22 protein-coding genes are annotated in these 26,351 nt (G+C 71.5%); 3 read left to right on the forward strand and 19 right to left on the reverse strand.

Annotated features, from left to right (window positions below):
• Positions 1-26 precede the first annotated feature (26 nt).
• From ACWIGU_RS02095 to ACWIGU_RS02165, 15 genes are all read right to left on the reverse strand, one after another.
• Complete coding sequence (locus ACWIGU_RS02095) at positions 27-1,451, reverse strand: alkaline phosphatase family protein (RefSeq protein WP_454396453.1); 1,425 nt, start codon at positions 1,449-1,451, stop codon at positions 27-29.
• Positions 1,448-2,617: a metabolite traffic protein EboE gene (eboE, locus tag ACWIGU_RS02100; protein WP_454396454.1), complete on the reverse strand. Its 1,170-nt coding sequence runs from the start codon at positions 2,615-2,617 to the stop codon at positions 1,448-1,450. The genes ACWIGU_RS02095 and eboE overlap by 4 nt, the downstream gene beginning before the upstream one ends.
• A gap of 3 nt (positions 2,618-2,620) precedes the next feature.
• On the reverse strand, positions 2,621-3,469 hold the full coding sequence (locus ACWIGU_RS02105; protein WP_454396456.1) for a TatD family hydrolase: 849 nt from the start codon (positions 3,467-3,469) through the stop codon (positions 2,621-2,623).
• Positions 3,469-4,116: an EboA domain-containing protein gene (locus tag ACWIGU_RS02110; protein WP_454396458.1), complete on the reverse strand. Its 648-nt coding sequence runs from the start codon at positions 4,114-4,116 to the stop codon at positions 3,469-3,471. Before ACWIGU_RS02110 ends, ACWIGU_RS02105 begins: the two co-directional genes overlap by 1 nt.
• The gene (locus ACWIGU_RS02115; protein WP_454396460.1) at positions 4,113-4,964 is read right to left on the reverse strand and encodes a sugar phosphate isomerase/epimerase family protein; all 852 of its coding nucleotides are present in this window, start codon (positions 4,962-4,964) and stop codon (positions 4,113-4,115) included. Before ACWIGU_RS02115 ends, ACWIGU_RS02110 begins: the two co-directional genes overlap by 4 nt.
• Complete coding sequence (locus tag ACWIGU_RS02120) at positions 4,961-5,869, reverse strand: SCO3242 family prenyltransferase (protein ID WP_454396462.1); 909 nt, start codon at positions 5,867-5,869, stop codon at positions 4,961-4,963. The genes ACWIGU_RS02115 and ACWIGU_RS02120 overlap by 4 nt, the downstream gene beginning before the upstream one ends.
• A complete protein-coding gene (locus tag ACWIGU_RS02125; protein WP_454396463.1) occupies positions 5,866-6,993 on the reverse strand; it encodes an inositol-3-phosphate synthase in 1,128 nt (375 codons plus the stop codon). The genes ACWIGU_RS02120 and ACWIGU_RS02125 overlap by 4 nt, the downstream gene beginning before the upstream one ends.
• Positions 6,994-7,088: 95 nt before the next feature.
• Positions 7,089-8,447, reverse strand: a complete 1,359-nt coding sequence (locus ACWIGU_RS02130) for a ThuA domain-containing protein (RefSeq protein WP_454396465.1) — start codon at positions 8,445-8,447, stop codon at positions 7,089-7,091.
• A 15-nt stretch (positions 8,448-8,462) separates the two neighbouring features.
• Positions 8,463-10,901, reverse strand: coding sequence for a PQQ-dependent sugar dehydrogenase (locus ACWIGU_RS02135; protein WP_454396467.1), 2,439 nt, complete (start codon positions 10,899-10,901; stop codon positions 8,463-8,465).
• A 241-nt stretch (positions 10,902-11,142) separates the two neighbouring features.
• Positions 11,143-12,141 carry a sugar phosphate isomerase/epimerase family protein gene (locus tag ACWIGU_RS02140; RefSeq protein WP_454396469.1) on the reverse strand — a complete coding sequence of 333 codons (999 nt, stop codon included), beginning with the start codon at positions 12,139-12,141 and terminating at the stop codon, positions 11,143-11,145.
• A 13-nt stretch (positions 12,142-12,154) separates the two neighbouring features.
• Positions 12,155-13,366 carry a Gfo/Idh/MocA family protein gene (locus tag ACWIGU_RS02145; protein ID WP_454396471.1) on the reverse strand — a complete coding sequence of 404 codons (1,212 nt, stop codon included), beginning with the start codon at positions 13,364-13,366 and terminating at the stop codon, positions 12,155-12,157.
• A gap of 55 nt (positions 13,367-13,421) precedes the next feature.
• Entirely contained in the window at positions 13,422-14,465 is a 1,044-nt protein-coding gene (locus ACWIGU_RS02150; protein ID WP_454396473.1) for a substrate-binding domain-containing protein, read from the reverse strand.
• Between the two features lie 20 nt (positions 14,466-14,485).
• Positions 14,486-15,496, reverse strand: a complete 1,011-nt coding sequence (locus ACWIGU_RS02155) for an ABC transporter permease (protein WP_454396475.1) — start codon at positions 15,494-15,496, stop codon at positions 14,486-14,488.
• 145 nt (positions 15,497-15,641) lie between these two features.
• Positions 15,642-17,162, reverse strand: a complete 1,521-nt coding sequence (locus tag ACWIGU_RS02160; RefSeq protein ID WP_454396477.1) for a sugar ABC transporter ATP-binding protein — start codon at positions 17,160-17,162, stop codon at positions 15,642-15,644.
• 98 nt (positions 17,163-17,260) lie between these two features.
• Positions 17,261-18,442 (reverse strand): ROK family protein, encoded by a 1,182-nt coding sequence (locus ACWIGU_RS02165; RefSeq protein ID WP_454396479.1) that lies wholly within the window; start codon positions 18,440-18,442, stop codon positions 17,261-17,263.
• A 208-nt stretch (positions 18,443-18,650) separates the two neighbouring features.
• Here ACWIGU_RS02165 and ACWIGU_RS02170 point away from each other — a divergent pair, with 208 nt between their 5' ends.
• Entirely contained in the window at positions 18,651-19,838 is a 1,188-nt protein-coding gene (locus tag ACWIGU_RS02170; RefSeq protein WP_454396481.1) for a low temperature requirement protein A, read from the forward strand.
• A gap of 59 nt (positions 19,839-19,897) precedes the next feature.
• Here ACWIGU_RS02170 and ACWIGU_RS02175 read toward each other — a convergent pair whose 3' ends face one another.
• From ACWIGU_RS02175 to ACWIGU_RS02190, 4 genes are all read right to left on the reverse strand, one after another.
• On the reverse strand, positions 19,898-20,575 hold the full coding sequence (locus ACWIGU_RS02175) for a GntR family transcriptional regulator (RefSeq protein WP_454396483.1): 678 nt from the start codon (positions 20,573-20,575) through the stop codon (positions 19,898-19,900).
• A 131-nt stretch (positions 20,576-20,706) separates the two neighbouring features.
• Positions 20,707-21,654, reverse strand: a complete 948-nt coding sequence (locus tag ACWIGU_RS02180) for a beta-ketoacyl-ACP synthase III (protein ID WP_454396484.1) — start codon at positions 21,652-21,654, stop codon at positions 20,707-20,709.
• Positions 21,655-21,799: 145 nt separating this feature from the next.
• The gene (locus tag ACWIGU_RS02185; protein WP_199841638.1) at positions 21,800-21,937 is read right to left on the reverse strand and encodes an MFS transporter small subunit; all 138 of its coding nucleotides are present in this window, start codon (positions 21,935-21,937) and stop codon (positions 21,800-21,802) included.
• Positions 21,903-23,240 carry an OFA family MFS transporter gene (locus tag ACWIGU_RS02190; protein ID WP_454396486.1) on the reverse strand — a complete coding sequence of 446 codons (1,338 nt, stop codon included), beginning with the start codon at positions 23,238-23,240 and terminating at the stop codon, positions 21,903-21,905. The genes ACWIGU_RS02185 and ACWIGU_RS02190 overlap by 35 nt, the downstream gene beginning before the upstream one ends.
• Before the next feature lie 190 nt (positions 23,241-23,430).
• Between ACWIGU_RS02190 and ACWIGU_RS02195 the strand changes: the two genes are divergently transcribed.
• On the forward strand, positions 23,431-24,408 hold the full coding sequence (locus ACWIGU_RS02195; RefSeq protein WP_454396488.1) for a 2-dehydropantoate 2-reductase: 978 nt from the start codon (positions 23,431-23,433) through the stop codon (positions 24,406-24,408).
• Complete coding sequence (locus ACWIGU_RS02200) at positions 24,405-26,345, forward strand: molybdopterin oxidoreductase family protein (RefSeq protein ID WP_454396489.1); 1,941 nt, start codon at positions 24,405-24,407, stop codon at positions 26,343-26,345. Before ACWIGU_RS02195 ends, ACWIGU_RS02200 begins: the two co-directional genes overlap by 4 nt.
• Positions 26,346-26,351 lie beyond the last annotated feature (6 nt).

The raw sequence follows: 26,351 nt of genomic DNA on the forward strand, positions 1-26,351 counted from the left end.
GGTGTCTCTCTTTCTCAGAGGTGGCCTCATGCGAGACCGGCCAGGTCGAGCAACAGCGATTTCACGTCGGTGGCCGCGACACGGCCGGTGACGGCGCGGGGGGTGGAACAGAGGATGAGCGGACCGTCGGGACTGTCGTCGCTCAAGGGGAGGCGGCCGTGGCTGCCGCGGATGGGTGAGGGATCGAGGGGCACGACCGCCATGCGGTAGCGCATGCCGAGCTTCTTGCGGGCCAGGGCGCCGGCGGCCTTCACCTTGACGTAGGGGTCCTGGGGGTCCATGAACAGCTCGACGGGGTCGTAGCCGGGCTTGCGGTGGATCTCGACGAGCTGCGCGAAGTCGGGCGCGCGGTCGTCGTCGAGCCAGTAGTAGTACGTGAACCAGGCGTCGGGTTCGGCGACGGCGACGAGTTCGCCGGAGCGGGGGTGGTCGAGGTGGTGGGCCTTCTTCCCCTCGTCGTCGAGGAGCTGCTCGATGCCGGGCACGTCCTTCAGCGCCTCGCGGACCATGTCGAGGTCCTCGGGGCGGCGCACGTAGATGTGGGCGATCTGGTGGTCGGCGACCGCGAACGCCCGGGACGTCATCGGGTCGAGGTACTCCATGCCGTCCTGCGTGTGCACTTCGAGGAGTCCGGCGCGGCGCAGGGCGCGGTTGATGTCGACGGGCCGCTCGACGCGGGTGATGCCGTACTCGGACAGGGCGACGACCGTGCGGCCCTCGGCCTTCGCGTCGTCGAGCAGCGGCGCGAGGGTGGCGTCGAGTTCGGCGGCGGCCCGGTGCGAGCGCGGGTCGTCGGGGCCGAAGCGCTGGAGGTCGTAGTCGAGGTGGGGGACGTAGGCCAGTGCCAGGTCGGGATGGCGGGTGGCCATGATGTGACGGGTCGCGTCGACGATCCACCGGCTGGAGACGAGGTCGGCGCCCGGGCCCCAGAAGTGGAAGAGGGGGAACGTGCCGAGTTTCTCGGTGAGTTCGTCGTGCAGGGCCGGCGGCCTGGTGTAGCAGTCGGGTTCCTTGCGGCCGTCGGCGTAGTACACGGGCCGGGGCGTGACGGTGATGTCGGTGTCGGCGCCCATGGCGTACCACCAGCAGATGTTGGCGACCGTGTACCCGGGGTGGCTGCGGCGGGCCGCGTCCCAGAGCTTGTCGCCGGCCACGAGTCCGTTGTGCTGGCGCCACAGGAGCACGTCGCCCAGCTCGCGGAAGTACCAGCCGTTGGCGACGATGCCGTGCTCGGACGGCATGGTGCCGGTGAGGAACGTCGACTGGGCGGCGCAGGTGACGGCGGGCAGGACCGTGCCGAGGTGGGCCTGCGACCCCGTCCGGCCGAGGGCCTTGAGGTGGGGCATGTGGTCGAGGAGGCGCGGGGTGAGACCCACGACGTCCAGGACGAGCAGCGGGTTCGGGCTCGCGTCCGGTCGCTCGACTGTGGTGTCGGCAGGGGCAGTTGTCATGGGAGTTCCTTCAGGCCGAGGTCCGTCAGCAGGTCGCGGGCCAGGGTGAGCTCGGCGGCGATGCCGTCGGCGAGCTGGGTGCGGGCGCGGGGGCGCAGCTCGGGCGGGAGGGCCTGCCAGGTGTACGTCTCGACCTCCAGGTGACGGGTGAGCGGATGCGCGCCGCCGACCAGGCGGGTGAGCGTCTCCTTGAGCACCGGGAGGGTGGAGGTGAGGGGGGCCGCGGGCGCCGCGTGCAGCGGTACGTGGAAGTGGGCGCGCCAGGGCGCGGTGTCGGGGAGCGCGCCGCCGGCGAGTGCCTCGCCCAGGTCGTCTGTGCCGCGCAGCCCTTCGGGGGTGAGGGTGCGGGTCTGGTGCAGGAAGCGGGGTTCGTCGAACGCGGCGAGCGCCTCGCGGACCTCGGCCCGTTCGGGGTGCTCGGCGTGCAGGGCCGCGGAGAGCTGGGACTTGACGACGGGGATGCCGGCGGCGGCGAGGGCGTCGAGTGCCGTGGCCGGGTCCTCGAAGGAGGTGGCGAGATGGCAGGTGTCGACGCAGACGCCGATGCGGTCGCGGGCCACGGCGGTGAGCGGGGCGATGGCGTCGCCGGTCGTCTCGACGGTGCAGCCCGGCTCGGGTTCGAGGCCGACGCGGATGGAACGGCCGGTCAGCTCCTCCAGGGCGTCGAGCCGCTCGGCGAGCGTGGTGAGCGATGCGTACGCGATGTCCCTGCGCGCCGGGTCGTAGCCGGTGCGCCAGGCGAGGGGCAGCGTGGAGACGGTGCCCTCGGTGATGTCGGAGGGAAGCAGCGCGGCGAGGAGACGGGCCAGGTCGGCGGTGTGCGCGAGGCGCTCCGGGTCGGCCCAGTCGGGCTTGTACACGCGGTACTTGACCTCTTCTGCGCCGAACCCTTCGTACGGGAAGCCGTTGAGGGTGACGACCTCGAGGCCGCGGCGGTCGAGTTCGGTGCGCAGGCCGCGCAGGGCGACGGGGTCGGTGGTGAGGGCGCGCGCGGCGTCCTTGGCGAGCCACAGGCCGATGCCGAGCCGGTCGCGGCCGAGGCGCTTGCGGACGGGTTCGCAGTGGTCGCGCAGCTGGGCCAGCACGCCGTCCAGGGTCTCGGCGGGGTGGACATTGGTGCAGTACGCGAGGTGGACGGTGGACCCGTCGGGGTGGCGGAAGCGCATCGCTCACGCCCCGCCGCGCAGGATGGAGTTGCCCTCGTGGGTGGCGCCGGTCCCGGCGACGTCGAGGTCGAGCCGGCCGCTGAGGCCGTAGAACGCGACGGGGTTGCGCCACAGGACGCGGTCGGCGTCGTCCTCGGTGAAGCCGGCCTTCAGCATCGCGTCGGCGACCTTGCGGGTCTTGAGGGGGTCGCTCTTGCCCCAGTCCGCGGCCGAGTTGACGAGAACCTGCTCGGGTCCGTACTCGGTGAGGATCGCGACCATCCGCTCCTCGTCCATCTTGGTGTCGGGATAGACGGAGAACCCGAGCCAGCAGCCCGCGTCCTTGGCCTCCTTCACCGTGGTCTCGTTCAGGTGGTCGATCAGGACCCGGTCGAGCGGCAGGTCCGACTCGCGTACGACGTCCAGGGTGCGGCGCAGTCCGGCGAGCTTGTCGCGGTGCGGGGTGTGCACGAGCGCGGGGAGTTCGTGGTCCGCGGCGAGCTGGAGCTGCGCGGCGAGCGCGGTGTCCTCGGCGGGGGTCATGGAGTCGTAGCCGATCTCGCCCACGGCGACGACGTTGTCCTTGACGAGGTAGCGGGGCAGCGCGTCGAGGACGGGCGTGCAGCGCGGGTCGTTCGCCTCCTTGGGGTTGAGGGCGAGCGTGCAGTGGTGGGCGATCCCGTACTGCGCGGCACGGAACGGCTCCCAGCCGAGGAGCGCGTCGAAGTAGTCGAAGAACGAGGCGGGCGAGGTGCGGGGCTGGCCGAGCCAGAAGGACGGCTCGACGATCGCCCGTACGCCCGCGGCGTACATGGCCTCGTAGTCGTCGGTGGTGCGCGACGTCATGTGGATGTGGGGGTCGAAGATGCGCATCAGGACTCCTCGGCCTTGGGGGGAGGGGGCACGACCAGGGGGGTCAGGGCCAGTACGCGGTGCAGGTCGTCGGGGACGGGGCGGCCCGCGGCGGTGCGTTCGCGCGCGTAGTCGCCGAGCATGCGGGCGAGTTCGGCGTCTCCGCGCGCCCGTTCGGCGAGCCCGGCGACGGCGGACACCGGCACGCCGGTGAAGAGGCACTTCAGGACGGCGTGCCGCCAGTGGTGCGCGGTGAGGTGCTCGGCGGCGTAGGGGCCGACGGCGGCGGCGACGAGCCGGGTGTCGTTCGTGCGCAGCGCGTCCTCGACGAGGGACAGCGCTTCGGGCCCTGGTACGAGGTGGGGCAGGGCCGCGAGGACGGCGCGGCGTTCGGCGGCGGCGCCCTGTTCGTAGAGGCGGGTGAGGGTGGCGGTGTCGGCGCGGGCCGCGTGCAGGAGGACGATGCGGGCGTTGTCGGCGTGCTCGGCGCCACAGCGGCGTCCCGCTTCGGCGAACCTCAACTCCCAAGCGGCTGGCGTCTGTTGGTTACCCGGGTCTTCGGCGGCAGCCACCGCCGTGGCCTGGTCGAGCCAGGTGCGGGCGGCTTCGCCGAGGGAGGCGTCGATGCGGGCGCGGAGGGCCGCGATGCCGGGAGGTGTGCCGGTCATGGGGTGCCTCCTTCGGTGGCGGATCGCAGGAACCGCAGGGATTCCTCGGCGAGTCGGGGCCCCGCGTGGGAGTGGCGGGGCAGTTCCACGACCGTCAGTCCCTGGTAGCCGGTGGCTTCGAGGGCTTCGAGCACCGGCGGGAAGTCGATCTCGCCTTCGCCGAACGGAAGGTGTTCGTGGACACCGCGCCGCATGTCCTCGATCTGTACGTGCTTCAGCCAGGGGGCGGCCTCACGCACGCAGTCGGCGGGCGGCAGCGGCTCCAGGCACTGGCAGTGGCCGATGTCCAGGGTCAGGCCGAGCGCTTGCGGGCCGCCGAACTCCTCGCGGAGGTAGTGGAAGTCGGCGAGTGAGCCCAGGAGGTGGCCGGGCTCGGGCTCGATGGCGAGCGGGACGCCGGCGTCGTCGGCCGCGTCGAGGACGGGGGCGAGCGCGTCGGCGAACCGCTTCCAGGCGGTGCCGTCGTCCGTGCCGTCCGGGGTGATGCCGCTGAAGCAGTGCACGGCGTGGGCGTCGAGGTCGGCGGCCACCTGCACGGCCCTGATGAGGAGCCGGGTGCGGGCGGCCCTGGCGTCCGGGTCGGGGTCGAGGAGCGAGGGGCCGTGCTTGCGGCGCGGGTCGAGGACGTAGCGGGCGCCGGTCTCGACGGTGACGGTCAGGCCGTGCCGGTCGAGGGCGCGGGCCACCTGCCGGGTGCGGGTGGGGAGGTCCGGGACCAGGGGGTCCAGGTGCATGTGGTCGAGGGTGAGGCCGACGCCGTCGTATCCCAGGTCGGCGAGGACGGCGAGGGCGTCCTCCAGGCGCAGGTCGGTGAGGCCGTTCGTGCCGTATCCCCAGCGGAGGGTCATGTGACGCTCACCTTCGGTGCGATGCGCCGCGCGAGCGGCGCGAGGGCGGCGGTGATCAGGGCGGTCCTGGGGGCGCCGGCCCTGGCCGTGAGGGCGGCCTGGAGGGGGATCATGGCGCGGATGCCGCCGCCCACCGCCCGCTGGGTCAGGGGCGGCGAGGGGTTGAGGACGGCGTGGAAGTAGGGGCGGGCCGCGGTGGCCGCGTAGGCGGCGGCCAGCGCGGCGGTGGTGGTCCCCGACAGGCCGGGGGCGGCTGCTACCCGCCGGCCTGCCGGGAGTCGTGGGGCGCGCCCGGTGATCCGGGTCAGCGCGAGGGTCGCGGCGAGCGCGCCCAGGGGGGCTTTGACGTCGCCGCCCCGGGTTTCGTTGCGGGACACCGCGGTGACGGCGAGCGTGTGGGCGGCCAGCGTCGTGGCCGCGGGCAGGGCCGCGCGACGCAGGCCGCCCGAGGTCGCCGCCGCTCCCAGCAGCACGTCGAGCCCTCTCGCCGCCGCCATCGCCACCGGTCCCGCCGGTGTCTTCTTCAGGCCCAGGTCGTACGCCCACACCGTCGCCGCGAGCGTGCCCGCGGCCAGGGCGGCGGGACGGCCCGCCCGGGCCGCGAGGGCCAGGCCCGCGGCGGTGAGGCCGCCCGCTGCCGCGAGGGCCGCTGCGGGGCGGATTCGCCCTGACGGCAGCGGGCGGTGCGGGCGGTCCACGGCGTCCTCGGCGCGGTCCGCCCAGTCGTTGAGGGCCATGCCGGCCTCGTAGAGGCACAGGGACGACCCGATGGCGAGGAAGGTGCCCCGGCCGGGGCGCAGGCCCACCGCGGACGCGCCCGCGAGCGCGTCGCCGGGGACGGTGAACAGGGCGGGCAGGCGCAGGAGTTCGGCCCAGGCCCGCAGGTGCCGTGCGCGGCCGGTCACCGCAGGCGCCCGGCGAAGCCGACCAGTGTCGCGTACTGCTCGGCGAGCGCCGGGGACGCGTCGCCGTCGGGGTCCTTGAAGTAGAAGCCGAGCTCCGGCAGGGCCCCCTCGACGCCCTTCTCGTGGGCGCGCAGGAGGAGGCGGGCCAGGTCGAGGACGAGGGGGGCGGCGAGCGCGGAGTCGCAGCCCTGCCAGATCGTCTGGAGGATCATGCGGGAGCCGAGGAACCCGTCGAAGGCGATGTGGTCCCAGGCGGTCTTCCAGTCGCCGAGCGCGGGCACGTCGTCGATGTGGACCTCGCCCTCGGGCGCGGCCCCGAGCGCGTCGGCGAGGACGCGTTCCTTGCCCGCGTTCTTCGCCGCCGCGGCGCCGGGGTCGGCGAGCGCGGCACCGTCGCCGCCGCCGAGGAGGTTGGTGCCGGACCAGGCCCGCACGGACAGGGAGCGCTGGAGGAACATCGGCGCGAGCACGGACCGCAGGAGGGTCTGGCCGGTCTTGCCGTCACGGCCCGCGTGAGGCAGGCCGCTGGTGGCGGCGAGTTCGGAGAGCGCGGGGTGGTGCAGGCCGGTGGAGGGGGTGAAGTTGACGTACGGGCAGCCCGCGCGCAGGGCGGCCGCCGCGTAGAGGGAGCTGGCGGGCAGCCGGCTGCTGTCGGGGGCGGCTTCCGTGGACGCCACGTTCACGACGACGGCGCCGGCGAGTCCGCCGCGGTCGGCGAAGTCCCTGATGTCGGCGGCGAAGGAGGCGATGAGCTCGTCGTCGGAGCGGGAGTCCCCGGGCTGGGGGCCTCCCGGGCGTATCTCCCGGTCGGCGGCGGCCAGTTCGGCGCCGACCGCGGCCGGCAGGCCGTGCGGCAGGACGCCTCCGGCGGCGAGGTGTTCGGCGCGTTTGGGCAGCGGACAGTCGACGGTGTCGTGTCCGCCGAAGACGAGGGAGGACAGCGCGGGGAGCCCGGCGCCGGCGAAGGGTTCGGTCTCGGTGACCATGCCGGTCGGGGGGTGCAGGCCCGCGCCGACGGCGGCGCAGCCCGCGACCGCGGTGGTGGCGACGGAGCCACGGGCCCCGATGAGCCATACACCGTAACGAGGAGAGCGGGCGGTGGGGGAAGTGGGTTCGGCGGACATGGGCAGCCTCCTTGTCGTACGCGAACCTGGAGCCGGAGTTGCGGTGGTGGTGCGGGACGGCGGGCGGGGGTCCGGCGTCCCCCGCCCGCCGCCGTCTAGTGGCCGGACCCGGCGCCCGGCTTCGCGGGCAGGTCCTTGACCCGGATGTCACGGAAGGACACCTGGTCGTCGTTGCCGTGGTTCTGGATCCCGACGTACCCGTCGCGCAGGCTCCGGGCGGGGTCGGTGTTGGTGAAGTCGTTGACCTTCACGCCGTTGAGCCAGATCCGCAGGCGCTCGCCCTCGACCCGGATCTCGTACGTGTTCCACTCCCCCGGCGGGTTCAGCGCACGGTCGCGCTTCTTCACGTCGGCGGACTGGAAGCTGTAGACGGACCCGGTGGTGCGGTCGGGTGCGTCGGTCGCGTCGATCTGGACCTCGTAGCCGTTGTTCACGGCCGACCAGGGGTCGTCGGACTCCGGGAAGCCCACGAAGACACCGGAGTTGTCGTCCCCGGCCATCTTCCAGTCGAGCTTCAGGGAGTACGAGCCGAGCGGGTGGCCCGCGTACCAGAGCATTCCCATGCCGCCGGACGAGGTGAGCGTGCCGTCGTCCGAGAGCTCGAAGGAGCCGGGTCCGGCCTGCTTCCAGTCCTTGAGCGACCCGGCGGTCCCGTCGAACAGGGACGTGTAGCCGCTCTCGGGCCGGCAGTCGGCCTGCGCGGCGCCACTCGCCCAGCGGATCCCGCCGAGCAGGTGCTGCCGGAAGGCCGGGTCGGCGTACGACTCCTTGGTGTGCCCGGCGCCCGTGTAGAAGGAGCGCCCGCCCTGGTAGTTCTGGCACCAGGAGATGGGGTGGTCGCCCGCCATGGTGCCGCCGGTGTACGACGACTCGTCGAGCGAGGCGAGCACATGGGCGTGCTCGCGCGGGTTGGTGCGGTAGTTGTACCACTCGTCGGTGCGGTTCCAGGTCCGGTCGAGGTGGGCGGTGGCAGGGTTGCCCCGGTCCTCGACCTTGACGGTGGCGGGCTGGATCGCCGGGTGGTTCTGGAAGTAGGCGCCGGCGAGACCGCCGTAGAACGGCCAGTCGTACTCGGTGTCGGCGGCCGCGTGGACGCCGACGTAGCCGCCGCCCTTCTTGATGTAGCTCTCGAAGGCGCTCTGCTGGCCGTCGTCGAGCACGTCACCGGTGGTGGAGAGGAAGACGACGGCGTCGTAGCGGCTCAGGTTGGCGGCCGTGAAGGCGCCGCCGTCCTCGGTGGCGTCGACGGCGAAGCCGTTCGCGGCGCCCAGGTCCCGCACGGCGGCGATCCCGTCCGGGATCGAGTCGTGGCGGAAGCCCGCGGTCTTGGAGAAGACCAGGACCCGGCCCCCCGCCCCCGCGTCCCCCGGTGAGGAGGACGCGGGAGCGGAGACACAGCCGATGAGCAGGGCGGCAGCGGAGGCCGCGAGGGCGATACGGGTGGAGGTGCGCACAGTCCTGCTCCTTCCTCAGCTGGTGGTGAAGGTGAAGTCGTCGACGTCGAACAGGGCGTCGGTGCCCGCGCCCTTGAAGACCAGGAACAGGGTCGTGGTCTTCTCGGACGCCCCGCTGAGGGTGCCGGTGACGTCCTTGTACGTCTCCCAGGACCCGGTGGGTTCGACCTTGGCGCTGCCCAGGAGCTTCCCGGTGGCGGAGCCGCTGCGGATCTCCAGGGTGCCGCCGGTGCCGGCGGACGCGACGCGGGCGGTGAACGACGTGGCGTTGTTCAGGACGTACGGCTTGAAGGAGATCCAGTCGCCGTTGTTGATGTCGCCGACCGTCTTGCCGCCGTGCGCCGGGGTGTGGGCGGTGATGCTGACGCCCTTGGAGTCGCCGTAGTGCTCGGCCTGGCGGTGCTTGGGCTGGGTGACGTTCTGGTCGTGCGTGGTCAGCGCGGGCTGGCCGTTGGCACCCTGGTCGGTGTACTCGGCATCGAAGACCCCGAAGACGTTGGCATCCGCGTCGTGCTCATTGTCCGCGGACGTCTGTATGGTCCCCTCGCAGCCGTTGGCCGACGTGACCGGGTGGCCGTGGCTGTCGTGACCGAGGATGTGCGTGACCTTGACCTTGGAGCAGTCGATCGTCCCGTCCTCGGGGTCGGTGACCTTCACCTTGAAGGGCACCTTGTCGCCGAAGGTGAACAGCTGGCCGTCCGCGGGGAGTTCGAGGGTCACCTTGGGCGCGGTGTTGCCGACGACGAGGTGGACGTCGGCGCTGCCGGTGCGGCCCGTCGCGTCCTTGGCGGTGACGGTCGCGGTGTAGGTGCCGTTCTTCTTGTACGTGTGGCTGGGGGCGGCGCCCGTGCCGGTGGTGCCGTCGCCGAAGTTCCAGGAGTACGTCAGCGCGTCGCTGTCGGCGTCGGTCGCGGTCGAGGTGAAGCGGGCCTTGAGCGGGGCCTGGCCCGAGGTCTTGTCGACCTTGGCGTCGACGACGGGCGAGTGGCCGTCGGTCGCGTTCTCGATGCGGTAGAGGCCGGAGTTCTCGTCGCCGCCGAACCAGGACAGGCCGTAGTCGAGGACGTACAGGGCTCCGTCGGGGCCGAACGCCATGTCCATCACCTGGGTGCCGGTCCACGGGAACGGATTGATCTTGGTGTTGTTGCCGTCCGCGTCCAGCTCGATGCGCTTGATCCAGCGGCGGCCGAACTCACCGGCGAAGAAGTTGCCGTCGTAGGCCTCGGGGAACTTCACGGGCGAGGTGTTCGCCGCGTCGTAGCGGTAGACCGGGCCGCCCATCGGGGACTCGGAGCCGGTGCCGAACTCGGGGACGGAGCCGCCGTCGTAGGGGATCCAGGCCGGCTGGGCGGGCGGCAGGTCGACGAGGCCCGTGTTGTGGGGCGAGGTGTTCTTCGGCGCGGCGCAGTCGAAGGCGGCGCCGGACGTCTTGGTGGCGAAGTCGTAGTCGATGTACGCGTCGTTGTTGCCGGTGCAGTAGGGCCAGCCGAAGTTGCCGGCTTTCGTCACGCGGTCGAACTCGACCTGGCCTGCGGGGCCGCGCTTCGGGTCGGCGGCGCCGGCGTCGGGTCCGTAGTCACCGACGTAGACGATGCCGGTCGGCTTGTCGACGCTGATCCGGAACGGGTTGCGGAAGCCCATCGCGTAGATCTCGGGGCGGGTCTTGTCCGTGCCCGGGGCGAAGAGGTTGCCGTCGGGTATGGAGTACGTGGCGTCGTCGTTGACCTTGATGCGCAGTATCTTGCCGCGCAGGTCGTTGCTGTTACCGGCCGATCGCCGGGCGTCGTAGGCCGGGTTGCGGGTGGGCTGCTCGTCGATCGGCGTGTAGCCGTCGGAGGAGAACGGGTTGGAGTCGTCGCCCGTCGACAGGTAGAGGTTGCCCTCCTTGTCGAAGTCGATGTCGCCGCCCACGTGGCAGCAGATGCCGCGCGAGGTGGGGATCTCCAGGATCTTCTTCTCGCTGGCGTTGTCGAGCGTGCCGTCGGCGTTGAGCACGAAGCGCGAGAGCTGGTTGTGGCCGTCGAAGGGCTTGAAGTCCGCGGCCGTGCCGTCGTTCGGGGCGTCGCCCGCGGGGGTGTCGAGCGGCGGGGCGTAGTAGAGGTAGATGAAGTGGTTGTCGCTGAACTTCGGGTCCACGCCGACGCCTTGTAGGCCCTCTTCGTCGTGGGAGTAGACGTCGAGCTTGCCGGCGACCTTGGTGGTGCCGTTCTCGTCGGTCAGGCGCAGGACACCGTCGCGCGAGGTGTGCAGGACCTTGCGGTCCGGCAGGACGGCGAGCGACATGGGCTCGCCGACCTCTTCGGCGCCCTTGGCGAGGGTGACCTGCTGGAAGTCCTCCGCCTGCGCCTCCGCCGGTTCAGCGGCACGGGCGGTGAGGGTAAGTGATGCGCCGGCCAGAAGCGTGCCGGTGAGGAGGGCGAGCGCCTTGTGGATTCTCGGGCGTTTTCTGTGCACGGGTTCCTCCGGGAAGGGGGTGGGTCGTGCGGTGGATGGGGTGCGCCGTCACCCCGGGAAAGCGGTTGCCATGTGTATGCGGCAACGAAGCTAGCCGCGTTTGTCAGGCTCGGATAGCCCTTGTGCGTAAGGTTGTTGGGACTTTCTCCTGCACCGGGACAAAGGGGTGTCTGGGCAGGGTTCGGTAACTGCGCGACCGTGGGAGCTGGTCGCGCAGTCACCCGCGCCCCTTCGGGGGACGCTAGTTACTGAACGCCGCGTCGAAGGACGCCGACGGCGGTTCGAAGTCGAATGACTTGAGGTGCCTCAGCGCCTCCGGGGCGCCCTGGAGCCGGTCCATGCCGGCGTCCTCCCACTCGACCGAGACGGGCCCCTCGTAGTCGATGGAACGCAGCATCCGGAAGACGTCCTCCCAGGGCACGTCGCCGTGGCCCGCGGACACGAAGTCCCAGCCGCGGCGCGGGTCGCCCCAGGGCAGGTGCGAGCCGAGGCGGCCGTTGCGGCCGTCCAGGCGGCGCCTGGCCTCCTTGCAGTCGACGTGGTAGATCCGGTCACGGAAGTCCCACAGGAAGCCGACCGGGTCGAGGTCCTGCCACACGAAATGGCTGGGGTCGAAGTTCAGGCCGAAGGCGGCCCGGTGGTCGACCGCGTCGAGGGCGCGCTGTGTGGTCCAGTAGTCGTACGCGATCTCCGACGGGTGGACCTCGTGCGCGAACAGGACGCCGTTCTCGTCGAAGACGTCGAGAATGGGGTTCCAGCGGTCGGCGAAGTCCTGGTAGCCGCGCTCGATCATCGACTCGGGCGCGGGCGGGAACATGGCGACCAGGTGCCAGATGGACGAGCCGGTGAAGCCGATGACGGTGTCGACGCCGAAGGCCGCCGCGGCCCGCGCGGTGTCCTCCATCTCGGCCGCGGCCCGCCGCCGCACGCCCTCGGCCTCGCCGTCGCCCCAGATGCGGGCCGGCAGGATCGCCCGGTGGCGCTCGTCGATGATCGCGTCGCACACCGCCTGCCCCACCAGGTGGTTGGAGATCGCCCAGCATTTGAGGCCGTACTTGTCGAGCAGGGCGCGGCGCGAGTCGAGGTAGCCGGGGTCCGCGAGGGCCTTGTCGACCTCGAAGTGATCGCCCCAACAGGCGAGTTCGAGGCCGTCGTAGCCGAAGTCGCGGGCCAGCCTGCACACCTCTTCGAGCGGCAGGTCGGCCCACTGTCCGGTGAACAGGGTGAACTGGCGTGGCATGAGCCGTGCCTCCTCAGACCGGGATGGGGGTGTAGACGGAGTTCTTGAGCGCGCTCTCCTCCACGGCGGCGAGCACGCGCTGCACGCGCAGGCCCTCGGCGAAGGACGGTTCGGGCTGTCGGCCGGACGCGACGGCGTGGACCAGATCGCGGGCCTGGTGCACGAAGGTGTGCTCGTAGCCGAGGCCGTGGCCCGGCGGCCACCAGGCCTCCAGGTAGGGGTGGCCGGGCTCGGTGACGAGGATGCGGCGGAAGCCCGCGCTGTCCCCGGGTTCGGTGTGGTCGTGGAACGAGAGCTCGTTGAGGCGCTCCAGGTCGAAGGCCAACGAGCCCTTCTCGCCGTTGAGTTCGATGCGCAGGGCGTTCTTGCGGCCGGTGGCGAACCGGGTCGCCTCGAAGGAGCCGAGCGCCCCGGAGGCGAAGCGGGCCGTGAAGAGCGCCGCGTCGTCGACCGTCACCGGGCCGCGCCCGGTCCCGGCGTCGCCCGCCGCGAGCCCGGCCGACGCCCCTACGGTGTCCTTGAGGACCGGCCGTTCCCGTACGAACGTCTCGGTGAGCGCGGAGACGCCGACGAGGGGCTCCCCCGCCAGGTACTGCGCGAGGTCGACGGCGTGCGCGCCCAGGTCGCCCAGGGCGCCCGAGCCCGCGTACTCCTTCTTCAGCCGCCACGTGAGCGGGAAGTCGGGGTCGACGAGCCAGTCCTGGAGGTAGGAGACGCGGACGTGGCGCAGGGCGCCGATGCGGCCCTCCTCGACCATGCGACGGGCGAGCGCGGTGGCGGGGACGCGCCGGTAGTTGAATCCGGCCATCGCCAACTGGCCGCGCGCACGGGCCCGTTCGGCCGCCTCGACCATCGCCTCGGCCTCGTCGACCGTGTTGGCGAGCGGCTTCTCGCACAGGACGTGCTTGCCCGCCTCCAGGGCGGCGACGGCGATCTCCGCATGGCTGTCGCCCGGGGTGCAGATGTCGACGACGTCGACGTCCTCGCGGGCGATCAGCGCCCGCCAGTCCGTCTCGGCCGCGGCCCAGCCGAGCCGGTCGGCCGCGGCGCGGACGGCCTGTCCGTCCCGGCCGCAGACGGCCGCGAGGACCGGCCGCAGCGGCAGGTCGAAGACCCGGCCCACGGTGCGCCAGCCCTGGGAGTGGGCGGCGCCCATGAAGGCGTAGCCGACCATGCCGACACCCAGGGGGCGCGGCCTTGCCCCGGGCTCCTGAGTCGTGCCCATGCAGTAGTCCTCCTCGTCGACGCCGGTCCCGCGAGTTGCGCTGTGGGGGCGTCCATCACTTGAAGCCGGTCGGCATGTACTGGGCGACGTTGTCCTTGTCGACGACCGCCGAGAAGAGCGTGACGTGGGCCGGGACCTCGAACTCGGCCATGCCGCTGATGCCCTTGCCCTGGCCGAGGGCGCGCGCGAGGTCGATCGCGGAGGCGGCCATGGTCGGCGGGTAGAGGACGGTCGCCTTGAGGACGCTGTTGCCTGCCTCGATGGCCTGCATGGCGGAGAGCGCTCCGGCGCCGCCGACCATGAGGAAGTCGTCGCGTCCGGCCTGCTTGATCGCGCGCAGGGCGCCGACACCCTGGTCGTCGTCGTGGTTCCACAGGGCGTCGAAGTTCTTCTGCGCCTGGAGGAGCTGCGACATCTTCGACTGGCCCGACTCGACGGTGAACTCGGCGGCCTGGCGGGCGACCTTCTTGATGTTCGGGTAGTTCTTGAGGGCGTCGTCGAAGCCCTGGCTGCGCTGCTTGGTGAGTTCCAGGTTGTCGAGGCCGGCGAGCTCGACGACCTTGGCGTTCTTCTTGTCCTTGAGCTGCTCGCCGATGTAGTTGCCGGCGCTCAGGCCCATGCCGTAGTTGTCGCCGCCGATCCAGCAGCGGTAGGCCTGCGGGGTGTTGAAGATCCGGTCGAGGTTGACGACGGGGATCCCGGCGCGCATCGCCTTCAGGCCGACCTGGGTGAGGGCCTTGCCGTCGGCCGGCAGGATCACCAGGACGTCGACCTTCTTGTTGATGAGCGTCTCGACCTGCCCGATCTGCGCGGCGGTGTCGTTCGAGCCCTCGGTCGCCTCCAGGGTGACGTCGGAGTACTTCTTGGCGCGCTCCGTGGCGTTGTCGTTGATCGCGTTCAGCCAGCCGTGGTCGGCCTGCGGTCCCGCGAACCCGATGGTGACGTGCTTGCCCGGCTTGTCGTCCGCGGCGGGCTTGTCGTTGGCCGCGGGCTTCGCGTCCTTGGGCTCGTTGCTCGTGCAGGCGGTGAGCAGTCCGCCCGTGGTGACGGCGGCTGCCGCCCCGAAGAGCAGTCCTCTGCGGCTCGTGGTCTCTGGCATGTCGGTGGGCCCTTCCCGAGTCAAGAAGTGGTGGTGGAGGTGCGTCGCTGGACCAGGACCGCGGCGACGATGATCGCCCCCTTGGCGATCTGCTGGACGTCGGTCTGCAGATTGTTGAGCGCGAAGATGTTGGTGATCGTGGTGAAGATCAGTACGCCGAGCACGGAGCCGGTGATGGTGCCCCGGCCGCCGGTCAGGAGGGTGCCGCCGATGATCGCGGCGGCGATGGCGTCGAGTTCGTAGAGGTTGCCGTTCGTGTTCTGTCCCGAACCGGCCAGGACGATCAGGAGGAAGGCCGCGATGCCGCAGCACAGGCCCGACAGGAGGTAGAGGTAGAGGCGCTGGCGGCGTACGTCGATGCCGGCGAGCCGCGCGGCCTCGGCGTTGCCGCCGACGGCTACGGAGCGGCGCCCGAACGTCGTGCGGTTCAGGACCAGCCAGCCGACGACCGTGACGGCCGCGAAGACGAGGACGAGCGGCGGGATGCCGAGGATGTAGGCGTCGCGCTCACCGAGCTTGAGGACGCTGTCCACGGACACGGTCTGGGTCTTGCCGTCGGTGATCTGGAGGGCGAGGCCCCGGCCCGAGGCGAGCATCGCGAGGGTGGCGATGAAGGGGACCATGCCGCCGTACGCGATGAGCAGCCCGTTGACCAGGCCGCAGCCCACGCCCACGACGACGGCGGTGAACAGGATTCCGGCGAAGCCGTAGTCCTGGGTGGCGACGGTGGTGGCCCACACGCTCGCGAGGGCGACGATCGCGCCGACCGACAGGTCGATGCCGCCGGAGATGATCACGAAGGTCATGCCGACGGTGACGACACCGATGACGGACGCCTGCGTGAGGATCAGCTGCACGTTGTTCGTGTCGAGGAACGAGTCGGGCTGGGTGATGCCGCCGATCAGGACGAGGACCGCGAGCACCCCCACCAGGGACAGGGTCCGCACGTCCGGGCGGAACCCTCTCGGGCGGGGGCCGGCGGGCGCGGTCTTCGGGGTGGCGGGCCGGGCGGGTGATGCGGGCTGGGTCATGGTGCCGGGCTCCCTTCGGGTGCGGATTGTTTGTGGCTGAGCGCGCAGTTCCCCGCGCCCCCTGATCGGGCGGGTGGCTGGTGCGTGCGGCGGCTTTCCGGGTGCAGGCCGGTGGGGGCTTGTCCCGCAGTTCCCCGCGCCCCTTTCAGGGGCGCTCCTGTGCTCCGGCGAGGACCAGGTCCAGGACCCTGTGTTCGTCCAGGTCCGCCGCCGGCGACTCATGGACCACGGCTCCCTCTCGCAGCACCAGGACCCGGTCCGCGAGGCCGAGGACCTCGGGGACCTCGCTGGAGACCATGAGGACGGCGAGGCCGTCGTCGGCGAGGCGGCGGATGACGGCGTAGAGCTCGGCGCGGGCGCCGACGTCCACGCCGCGGGTCGGCTCGTCGAGGAGGAGGACGCGGCAGCCGCGCAGGAGCCAGCGGGCCAGGACGGCCTTCTGCTGGTTGCCCCCGGAGAGGGTGCGCACCGGCGCGGACGGGTTGTCGGGGCGCAGGGACAGCTCGCGGGTCGCGGCCCGCGCGGCGTCGACTTCCTTGCCCCTGTCCAGCCAGCCCCCGTACGAGAAGCGGGACATGGAGGAGACGGAGACGTTGTTGGTGACGGACTCCAGCATGAGAAGTGCCTGTGCCTTGCGCTCCTCGGGGGCGAGGCCGAGACCGGCGCGGACGGCGGCGCGGACGCTGCCGGGCCGCAACACCCGTCCGTCGACGGTGACTTGTCCGGTACTGGCCTTGCGTGCGCCGTAGATCGTCTCCAGGATCTCGGAGCGTCCCGAGCCGACGAGGCCCGCGAGGCCGACGATCTCGCCGGGCCGCAGCTCGAGGTCGAGTGGCGCGAACTCCCCTTGCCGGGAAAGACCCCTGACGGTCAGGACGGGTTCGGCGCGAGGCGGTCCCGAGGGGCGCTCGGGGAAGACGTACTCGACGTTCCGGCCCGTCATGAGGGCCACCACGTCGCGGGTCGGCGTCTCCTTGGCGGGGAGTCCGCCCGCGACCGCCCGGCCGTCCTTGAGGACGGTGACGCGGTCGCCGATCCGGCGGATCTCCTCCAGGCGGTGCGAGATGTAGACGACGGCGACGCCGTCCGCGGTGAGGGAGTCGACGATGCGGAAGAGGTTGTCGACCTCGTCCGGGTCGAGGGCCGCCGAGGGTTCGTCCATGACGATGAGGCGGACGTCGTGGGAGAGCGCACGGGCCATGGAGACGATCTGCTGCTGGGCCGCCGAGAGGTCGCCGACGAGCGTGCCGGGGCCGATCTCGTCGTGCCCGAGTCGCTTGAGCAGTGCGGCAGTCGTGGTGCGGGCGTCGCGTCCGCGGACCACGAATCCGGCGGCGGTCGGCTCGTGTCCGAGGTAGACGTTCTCGGCGACGGACAGCCCCTCCACCAGGTCGAGTTCCTGGTAGATGGTGGCGATGCCGAGGCGCATCGCGGCGACGGGCGACTTGAGCACCGTGCGCTCGCCGCGCCAGGTGATGGTGCCGTCGTCGGGCTGGTGGGCGCCGGCGAGGACCTTGATGAGGGTGGACTTCCCCGCGCCGTTCTGGCCGAGGAGGCAGTGCACCTCACCGGCCAGGACCTCCAGGTCCACGCCGTCGAGGGCGCGGACGCCGGGGAACGACTTGGTGATGCCGGACATGGTGAGCAGGGGTGGTTCCGGTGCCATGAGTGATCCCCTCGGCGGATGCGGGCCGGTGCCAGGGCAGGGCGGAGCTGAGCGCCGTACTGGTGTGGTGATCGTGTGCGGTGTTGCGCCGGGCGGTGTTACGCCGGTGAGAACAGGTGGTCGCTGATCAGGCGGGCCGCGCCGATGACTCCGGCGGTGGGGCCGAGCTCGCCCAGGACGATGGGGAGGTTGCCGGTCGCCAGGGGCAGGGACTGGCGGTAGACCTGGGTGCGCAGGGCTGCGAGAAGCGTGTGGCCGAGGCCGGTCACGCCACCCCCGATCACCACGAGGCCCGGATTGAAGAAGCTGACGAGTGAGGCGATGACCTGCCCGGTGCGGTTGCCGCCCTCGCGGATGAGATCGAGCGAGGTGGCGTCACCGGCGGCGGCCGCGACGGCCACGTCGGCGGCGCTGAGCTTCCCGGCCGCCTCCAGTAGGGCGGCGAGTTCGTCGGAACGGCCCTCGCGGGCGGCCTCCTCGGCGTCGCGGGCGAGTGCCGCGCCGCTGAAGTAGGCCTCCAGGCAGCCCTTGTTGCCGCAGGCGCACTGGCGTCCGTCGGGCTCGACCTGGATGTGGCCGATGTCGCCGGCGCTGCCCGTCGTACCGCGGTAGACCTCTCCGCCGACGACGATGCCGCAGCCGATGCCCGTGCCGATCTTGACGCAGAGGAAGTCGCGCGCGGAGCGGGCGACGCCCGCGTGCTGCTCCCCCATCGCCATCAGGTTCACGTCGTTGTCGACCATGACCGGGCAGCCGAGTTCCTGGCTGAGGGCCTCGCGGACGGGGAAGCCGTCCCAGCCCGGCATGATCGGCGGCGCGACCGGCACGCCCTCGGGGAACCGGACGGGTCCGGGGACGCCGATCCCGGCTCCGTCGAACCCCTCGGCCAGCCCGGAGGCCCTCAACTTGGCCGCCATCGCGAGCACGTGCTCGAAGACGGCGACCGGACCCTCGCGGACGTCCAGGGGCTGGTTGATGTGCCCGAGGACTTCCAGTTCGGCGTTGGTGACGGCGACGTCGACCGAGGTCGCGCCGATGTCGACGCCGAGGAAACGCAGTTCGGGGGCGAGCCGGATGTTGTGGGAGCGGCGCCCGCCGCGCGAGGCGGCGAGTCCGTCGGCCACGACGAGGCCCGTCTCCAGGAGCCGGTCCACCTCGACGGCCAGCTTCGACCGCGAGAGGTCGATCTGATCGACCAGCTGGGCCCGGGAGTTGGGTCCGTCGTCGCGCAGCAGACGCAGCAGGCGCGCCTGGTGCGCGTTCGCGGGCCGAGCCGTCATGCGTCTCACGTGTCCCTCCCCGCCTCACCGGGCCGCCTGTCGTCCCGTCTTCGGGCTTTCGAGGGGAACGTAGCAGTGCTTGCCGGGAGTGGGAAGAAGTTGCGCAGCAATTACCCATGACTTTCTCCAGTGACAGGACAAAGAGGCGGGAGGGCAGTCCGCGTACCCTGTCGCTCGCACAACTGATGGACGTCACAAGGGGGTTGGAATGACGGAGAGCACGCGCGGCCGGCAGGAGAGGACGCAGGAGCGACGACCCGCCCCCGAACTGCGGGTCAGCACGCTGGAGCTCTTCTTCGACCTGGTCTTCGTCTTCACCCTGACGCAGATCACCGTGCTGCTCGCGCGCGACCTGTCGTTCGCCACGGCGGGCCGGGTCGCCCTCGTCTTCGTCGTGCTGTTCTGGATGTACGGCGCCTACGCCTACCTCACCAACCAGGTACCGCCCGACCGTCCCTCACGCCGGCTGCTGCTCATCGTCGGGATGGGCGCGTTCCTGGTGTGCGCGCTCGCCATCCCGCGCGCCTTCACCGACGGCGGCGTGGTCTTCGGCCTCGGGTTCCTGCTCGTCGTCGTGGTGCACAGCGCGCTGTACACGCGCAGCCACGGCCGTGACGTGATCTGGTACGCGGTGCCGAACGCGCTGGCCGCGCTCGCCGTGACGACGGCCGGCTTCTTCCACGGGCTCGCCGCCGACGCGTGGTGGGTGCTCGCGATCCTCCTGCAGATCGTGACGCCGTTCCTGGCGCAGGCCGGTCCCCGCAGCCACGGCGGGCGCACCACGGACGACCTCAGGGGTCAGCTCGGCGGCCTGGAGCCGGGGCACTTCGTGGAGCGCCACGGCCTGCTCCTGATCATCGCGTTCGGCGAGTCCGTCATCGCGATCGGCATCGGCATAGGAGACCAGCCGCTGACGGTTGGCCTGTTCGGAGGCGCGTTCCTGGCGCTGGCGGTCGCGGTCGCGCTGTGGTGGACGTACTTCGTACGGGACGAGGGGGCGGCCGAGGAGACGTTCCGGGCCACGGAACCCGCGCGCCGCTTCCGCCTCGCGATGAACGCGTACTACTACGCCTTCCTGCCGATGCTGCTCGGGGTCGCGTTCCTCGCGGCGGGCGTGAAGAAGTCGCTGGGGCATCTCGGTGAACATCTGCACACCGGGCCCGCGCTCGCGCTCGCGGGAGGTGTCGCGCTGTTCCTGGCCGGCGATGTCGTGTTCCGGACCGCCATGCGGCTCTCCCCGCTCGCCTTCCGGGCAGCGGCCGTGCCGGTGGTGCTCGGCTCGGCGCTGCTCGGGATACGGGTGGCCGCCGTGGCGGAACTCATCGCGCTGGTCGTGATCCTGGTGGCGATGCTGGCCGCGGAGGCGCGGGGCCTGTCAGGGAGTTCTGCCGGCTGACGTCCGGCTGTGGCCGGCCGCGCAAAGCCCGCGCCCCCTTCAGGGACGGGACGCGGCCCCTACGACTGGTCGCGCCGGTGGTACGTCTCGCGGGTGTGCTCGGTGTGGGCCCGCATGACCGCCGTCGCCCGCGCCTCGTCCCGCCGCGCGATCGCCGCGATCAGCTCGCGGTGCTCGATCCAGGACTGCTTGCCGCGCTGGCGGGCGACCGGCTGGTAGTACCAGCGCACGCGGCGGTCCACCTGTCCGGCGAGCTCGCCGAGCACGACGTTCCCGGCGAGTTCCATGACCTTGGCGTGGAAGGCCGCGTTCGTCGCCACGACGAGTTCGACGTCCCCGTCGGCGACGGCCTGCTCGCCTCTGGCGCAGAGCTCTTCGAGTGCGGTGATCCCGGCCTTGCCGGCGTTCGCTGCGGCAAGGCGGGCCGCCTCGGCCTCCAGGAGCGTACGGACCGTGAGGAGCTGGTCCGCCTCGTCCTCGGTCGGTTCGTGCACGAAGGCGCCCTGCGCCGGACGGAGATCGACCCAGCCCTCCGTGTTCAGCCGCTGGAGCGCCTCGCGCACGGGCTGCCTCGACACCCCGAGGTGCCCGGCGAGTTCGCTCTCGACCAGATGCTGGCCCGGCTGAAGTGCACGCGTCGTGATCAGTTCGAGCAGCGCCTCGTAGACCCGCTCGCGCAGCGGTCCGGGGCGCTCGAGCTTGGGCACCGCCCCCTGCGGCAGTCCTGTGGACAACATCGCGGTCCCCCTCCTGGGCAACGGAAAAGCCAGTATGAATTGGCTTTCGTCTACAGTCTACCGAGCACAATGGCCAGTAGGGGCGGGAGTCGGTCTCGTCACACCCGTGAACGCCGCGAAATCACGCCTGCTCAGGGGCAGCGGACGACCTGGCCCGCGTAGGACAGGTTCCCGCCGAATCCGAAGAGCAGCACCGGCTGGCCGCTGCGGATCTCACCGCGCTCGACGAGCTTGGAGAAGGCGAGCGGGACGCTCGCGGCGGACGTGTTGCCCGAGTCGACGACATCGCGCGCGACGACGGCGTTCACCGCGCCGATCTTCTCGGCGAGCGGCTCGATGATCCTCAGGTTCGCCTGGTGCAGGACCACGGCGGCCAGATCCGCCGGCGTGTACCCGGCGCGCTCGCACGCCGCGCGGGCCAGCGGCGGCAGCTGCTGCGTCGCCCAGCGGTAGACGCTCTGGCCCTCCTGCGCGAAGCGCGCCGGCTCGCCCTCGATGCGCACGGCGTTGCCCATCTCGGGCACGGAACCCCACAGGACGGGCCCGATGCCCGGCTCGTCGCCGGGCGGGCAGGCCTCGACCACGACGGCGCCCGCGCCGTCGCCGACGAGGACGCAGGTCGTGCGGTCCGTCCAGTCGGTGACGGCGGACATCTTGTCGGCACCGATCACCAGGGCGCGCGTCGCGGCGCCCGCCCGCACGGCGTGGTCGGCGGTGGCGAGCGCGTGCGTGAAGCCCGCGCACACCACGTTGACGTCGAGCGCGGCGGGCGAGGGCACTCCGAGGCGGTGGGCGACGCGCGCGGCCATGTTCGGCGAGCGGTCGACGGCGGTGGACGTGGCGACGACGACGAGGTCGATGTCGGCCGCCGTCAGCCCCGCCGACGCGAGCGCCTTCGCCGCGGCGTGCGCGGCCAGGTCGTCGACCGGCTCGTCGGGGCCCGCGATGTGACGGGTGCGGATGCCCACGCGGCTGCGGATCCACGCGTCGTCGGTGTCCACCATGGCCGCCAGGTCGTCGTTGGCGAGGACCCTGGCGGGCTGGTAGTGGCCAATGGCGGCGATGCGCGAACCGGTCATGGGTGGGCCCCTCGGTGTGCGGGATGCGGATCCACCAGTCTGGTGAGCGACTCACCGGTACGAGGGCACGTAAAGCGACAGGATTGGGGCGCCCTGGTTGGAGGGTGCCCCACATCACCCTGCGGCGCCCGGGGTCCGGCCCGTTCTACCCCGTGAAGAGCTGCCTCGCCTTCTGTACGAGTTCGTACAGGCCGTACGCGAGCGGCACCCCGACCCACAGCCAGGCGAACAGGGTGAGCGCGCGACGGCTAGGCGGACTGCCGGCGCTCTGCGGCTGCGTCATCGGTGGCCTCCCTCGGGGCGGGGATGTGGTGGCGGGCGTGGACGGGGCGGATCAGCTCGTTCGCGACGAAGCCCACGACGAGCAGGCCGATCATGATCGTGAAAGACAGGCCGTAGAGGTCCTGGCCGTGCTTTCCGGCCTCTTCCTGGCTGTCGGCGACCCAGTTGACGATCAGCGGGCCGAGCACTCCGGCGGTGGACCAGGCCGTGAGCAGCCGGCCGTGGATCGCGCCGACCTGGTAGGTGCCGAAGAGGTCCTTGAGGTACGCGGGGACGGTGGCGAAGCCGCCGCCGTAGAAGGAGAGGATCACCAGCGCGCAGCCGATGAACAGGGGCTTGGAGGAGTCGCCGAAGCGGGCGATCAGCAGGTACATGACGGCGCCCACGCCCAGGTAGAGGCGGTAGACGTTCTTGCGGCCGACCAGGTCGGAGGCGGAGGACCAGCCGATGCGGCCCGCCATGTTCGCCGCCGACAGGAGTGCGACGAAACCGGCCGCGGCGGAGACGCTGACGGGGGTGCCGCTGTCCTTGAAGAAGTCCGTGATCATCGGGGCGGCCTTCTCCAGGATGCCGATGCCCGCCGTCACGTTCATGCAGAGCACGAGCCACAGGCACCAGAACTGGGGGGTGCGCACGGCGCTGCGGGCCGAGACCTGCGCCCCTTCGAGCGGTGCGGGCACCCCTGGCCTGGGCGCCGCCTCGGTACGGGGCACCCGCACGAGCAGCACCCCGAGCGACATGAACACGGCGTACGCGAGTCCGTGCACGAGGAAGGCGAGGGCGATGCCCTGGGAGTCGGCGCCGAAGGACTCCAGCATCTGCGCGGACCACGGGGAGGCGATCAGCGCGCCGCCGCCGAAGCCCATGATCGCGATGCCGGTGGCCATGCCGGGCCGGTCGGGGAACCACTTGATCAGGGTCGACACGGGCGAGATGTAGCCGATGCCGAGGCCGATACCGCCGACGAAGCCGTAGCCGAAGACGATCAGCCAGAACTGTCCTGTGGCGGCGCCGAGGGCGGAGAGCAGGAAGCCGGAGGAGAAGCAGACGAGGGCTACGGTCATCGCCCAGCGCGGGCCGTTGCGCTCGACGAGCGTGCCGCCGAAGGCCGCGGAGAGGCCGAGCATCACGATGCCGAGCTGGAAGGGGAGGGCGCTCTCGGTGCCGCTGAGGTGCATGGCGGACTCGAGCGGGGGCTTGAAGACGCTCCAGGCGTAGGCCTGGCCGATGGAGAGATGGACGGACAGAGCGGCGGGCGGAACGAGCCAGCGGCTCCAGCCGGTTGGCGCGACGGGGGGCCTCATGATCCCGAACGTTAGGGAGCCGTACGGGAGTTGGGAAGAGCGCACACCGGAATCCGTACACGGTATGCGATGCGCCACCCCTTGTCGGCCCATCTTCCATACTGTAGACAATATCCATCGACAGTCCGACGGTCCTCCGCACTCTCCTCCCGTGAGAGCAGGAGCCCTCGACCGAACGGAGCTCGCCATCGTGAAAGTCGCAGTCCTCGGCGCCGGTGCGATCGGCGCCTACGTCGGAGCCGCGCTGCATCGCGCCGGCGCCGACGTGCATCTCGTCGCCCGTGGACCGCACCTCGCGGCCATGAGGCAGCACGGCGTCCAAGTGCTCAGCCCCCGCGGTGACTTCACCGCCCGGGCCCACGCGACCGACGACCCCTCGGGGATCGGCCCGGTCGACTATGTCTTCCTCGGCCTCAAGGCGAACTCGTACGCGGCGTGCGGGCCGCTCATCGAGCCGCTGCTGCACAGCTCGACGGCCGTGATCGCGGCCCAGAACGGCATCCCCTGGTGGTACTTCCACCGGCACGGCGGCCCGCACGACGGGCAGCGCATCGAAAGTGTGGACCCCGGCGGCGCGGTCAGTGCGGTGCTCGCGCCCGAGCGGGCCATCGGCTGTGTCGTCTACGCGGCGACGGAGCTCGAAGGCCCCGGCGTCGTACGCCACCTCGAAGGGACCAGGTTCTCCATCGGGGAGCCCGACCGCTCGGTGTCGGACCGCTGCCTCGCGTTCAGTCAGGCGATGCAGGCCGGCGGCCTCAAGTGCCCGGTCGAGCCCGAGCTGCGCGGCGACATCTGGATCAAGCTGCTCGGCAACATCTCGTTCAACCCGATCAGCGCGCTGTCCCGCGCGACCATGCGGCAGATGTGCCTGCACGGCGGCACACGCCGGGTCATCGAGATCATGATGACCGAGACGCTCGCCGTCGCCGGGGCGCTGGGCTGCCGTCCGGACATCTCCGTCGAGCGGCGCCTTGCCGGAGCCGAGCGCGTCGGCGACCACCGCACCTCGACACTCCAGGACCTGGAGCGCGGCAAACCGCTCGAACTCGACGTGCTGCTCGCGGCCGTCGTGGAACTGGCGGAGATCACCGGCGTCCCGGTCCCGACACTCCGCACCGTCCACGCCATCTCGGATCTGCTCGCCGACCGCATGAGGAGCGCGGCATGAAGAAGCGGGACCGCACCCCGAAGACGTACACCCGCCTCACCCACCCCCTCGTCCGGGACTCCCGGGACGAGCCGTTCCGCCGCGCCACCTGGGACGAGGCGCTCACCAGGGCCGCGGAAGGGTTCCGGCGCACCAGGGAAGCGCACGGCCCGGACGCGTTCGCGATGCTGTCCTGCGCCCGCGCCACGAACGAGATGAACTACGTGGCGCAGAAGTTCACGCGCGTCGTGATGGGCACCAACAATGTCGACTCGTGCAACCGCACGTGCCACGCCCCGAGCGTCGCGGGCCTGTCCGCGGCGTTCGGCTCGGGCGGCGGCACCTCCTCGTACGAGGAGGTCGAGCACACCGACCTCATCGTGATGTGGGGCTCCAACGCCCGCTTCGCGCACCCGATCTTCTTCCAGCACGTCCTGAAGGGGATCAGGAACGGGGCACGGATGTACGCGGTCGATCCGCGCCGCACCTCGACCGCCGAGTGGGCGGAGAGCTGGCTCGGTCTGAACGTCGGCACGGACATCCCGCTCGCACACGCCGTGGGCCGCGAGATCATCCACGCGGGCCTGCACAACAAGGCGTTCATCGAGCGGGCCACGACCGGCTTCGACGAGTACGCAGAGCTGATCGAGCCGTGGACCCTCTCTCTCGCCGAGAAGGTCACGGGCGTCCCCGCCGACGCCGTCCGCGACCTCGCGCACGCCTACGCCACCGCCGAGCGCGCCCAGCTGTGCTGGACCCTCGGCATCACGGAGCACCACAACGGCACGGACAACGTACGGGCGTTGATCAATCTGTCGCTGCTCACCGGGCACGTCGGCCGCTACGGCTCCGGCGTCCAGCCCCTGCGCGGGCAGAACAACGTCCAGGGCGGCGGCGACATGGGCGCCATCCCCAACCGCCTGCCCGGCTTCCAGGACATCCTCGACAGCGCGCACCGCGTCAAGTTCGAGCGCGCGTGGGGCGCGGCCATCCAGCCGCGGTACGGGATGACGCTCACCGACATGTTCGAGGCGATGGAGCACGGCGAACTGCACGCCGTGTACTGCATCGGCGAGAACCCCGCCCAGTCCGAGGCCGACAGCGAGCAGGCGATACGCCGTCTCGCGGCCCTCGACCACCTGGTGGTCCAGGACATCTTCCTGACGAAGACGGCGGAGATGGCCGACGTGATCCTGCCGGCGACCGCCGCCTGGGCGGAGACCGAGGGCACAACGACCAACAGCGAGAGGCGAGTTCAGCGCGTACGCGCCGCGCTCACCCCGCCCGGCGAGGCCCGCGAGGACATCGACATCATCTGCGAGGTCGCCGCGCGCCTGGGCCACGACTGGAAGTTCGCCGACTCCGAAGCCGTCTGGAACGAGCTGCGCGACCTGTCGCCGGACCACTTCGGCATGACGTACGACCGCCTGGAGGAGCACCAGGGCCTCCAGTGGCCGTGCCCGGACCTGGAGGTCCTGCCGTCGAGCTTCCTGCACGGGAGGCTGTGGGAGCAGGATCCGGCGCTGCGCGGCCGTGCGGCGCCCTTCGGGCTCGTCGCGCACGACCCGCCGGTGGACCTGACGGACGAGTCGTTCCCGATCCGCCTGACGACGGGCCGGCGTCTCGACTCGTACAACACCGGTGTGCAGAGCGGGAGTTTCGCCTCTCCGCTGCGGCGCGGCGAGTACGTCGAGCTGTGCCCGGAGGACGCGGAGCGGTACGGCGTCGTGGTGGGCGAGGAGGTGCGGGTGTCGTCGCGGCGCGGCGTGGTGGTGGCGCCCGTGTGGGTCGACCCGGCGCTGCGGCCCGGGCTCGCGTTCATGACCATGCACTTTCCCGACGAGGTGGACACCAACCAGCTGACGATCGAGGCGAACTGCCCGATCGCGGGGACGGCGGAGTTCAAGGCGTCGGCGATCCGTATCGAGAAACTGCCCGTCGCGGCCGTGAGGAGCTGAGGCAGG

It is taken from the genome of Streptomyces sp. NPDC055400, from assembly GCF_053644375.1.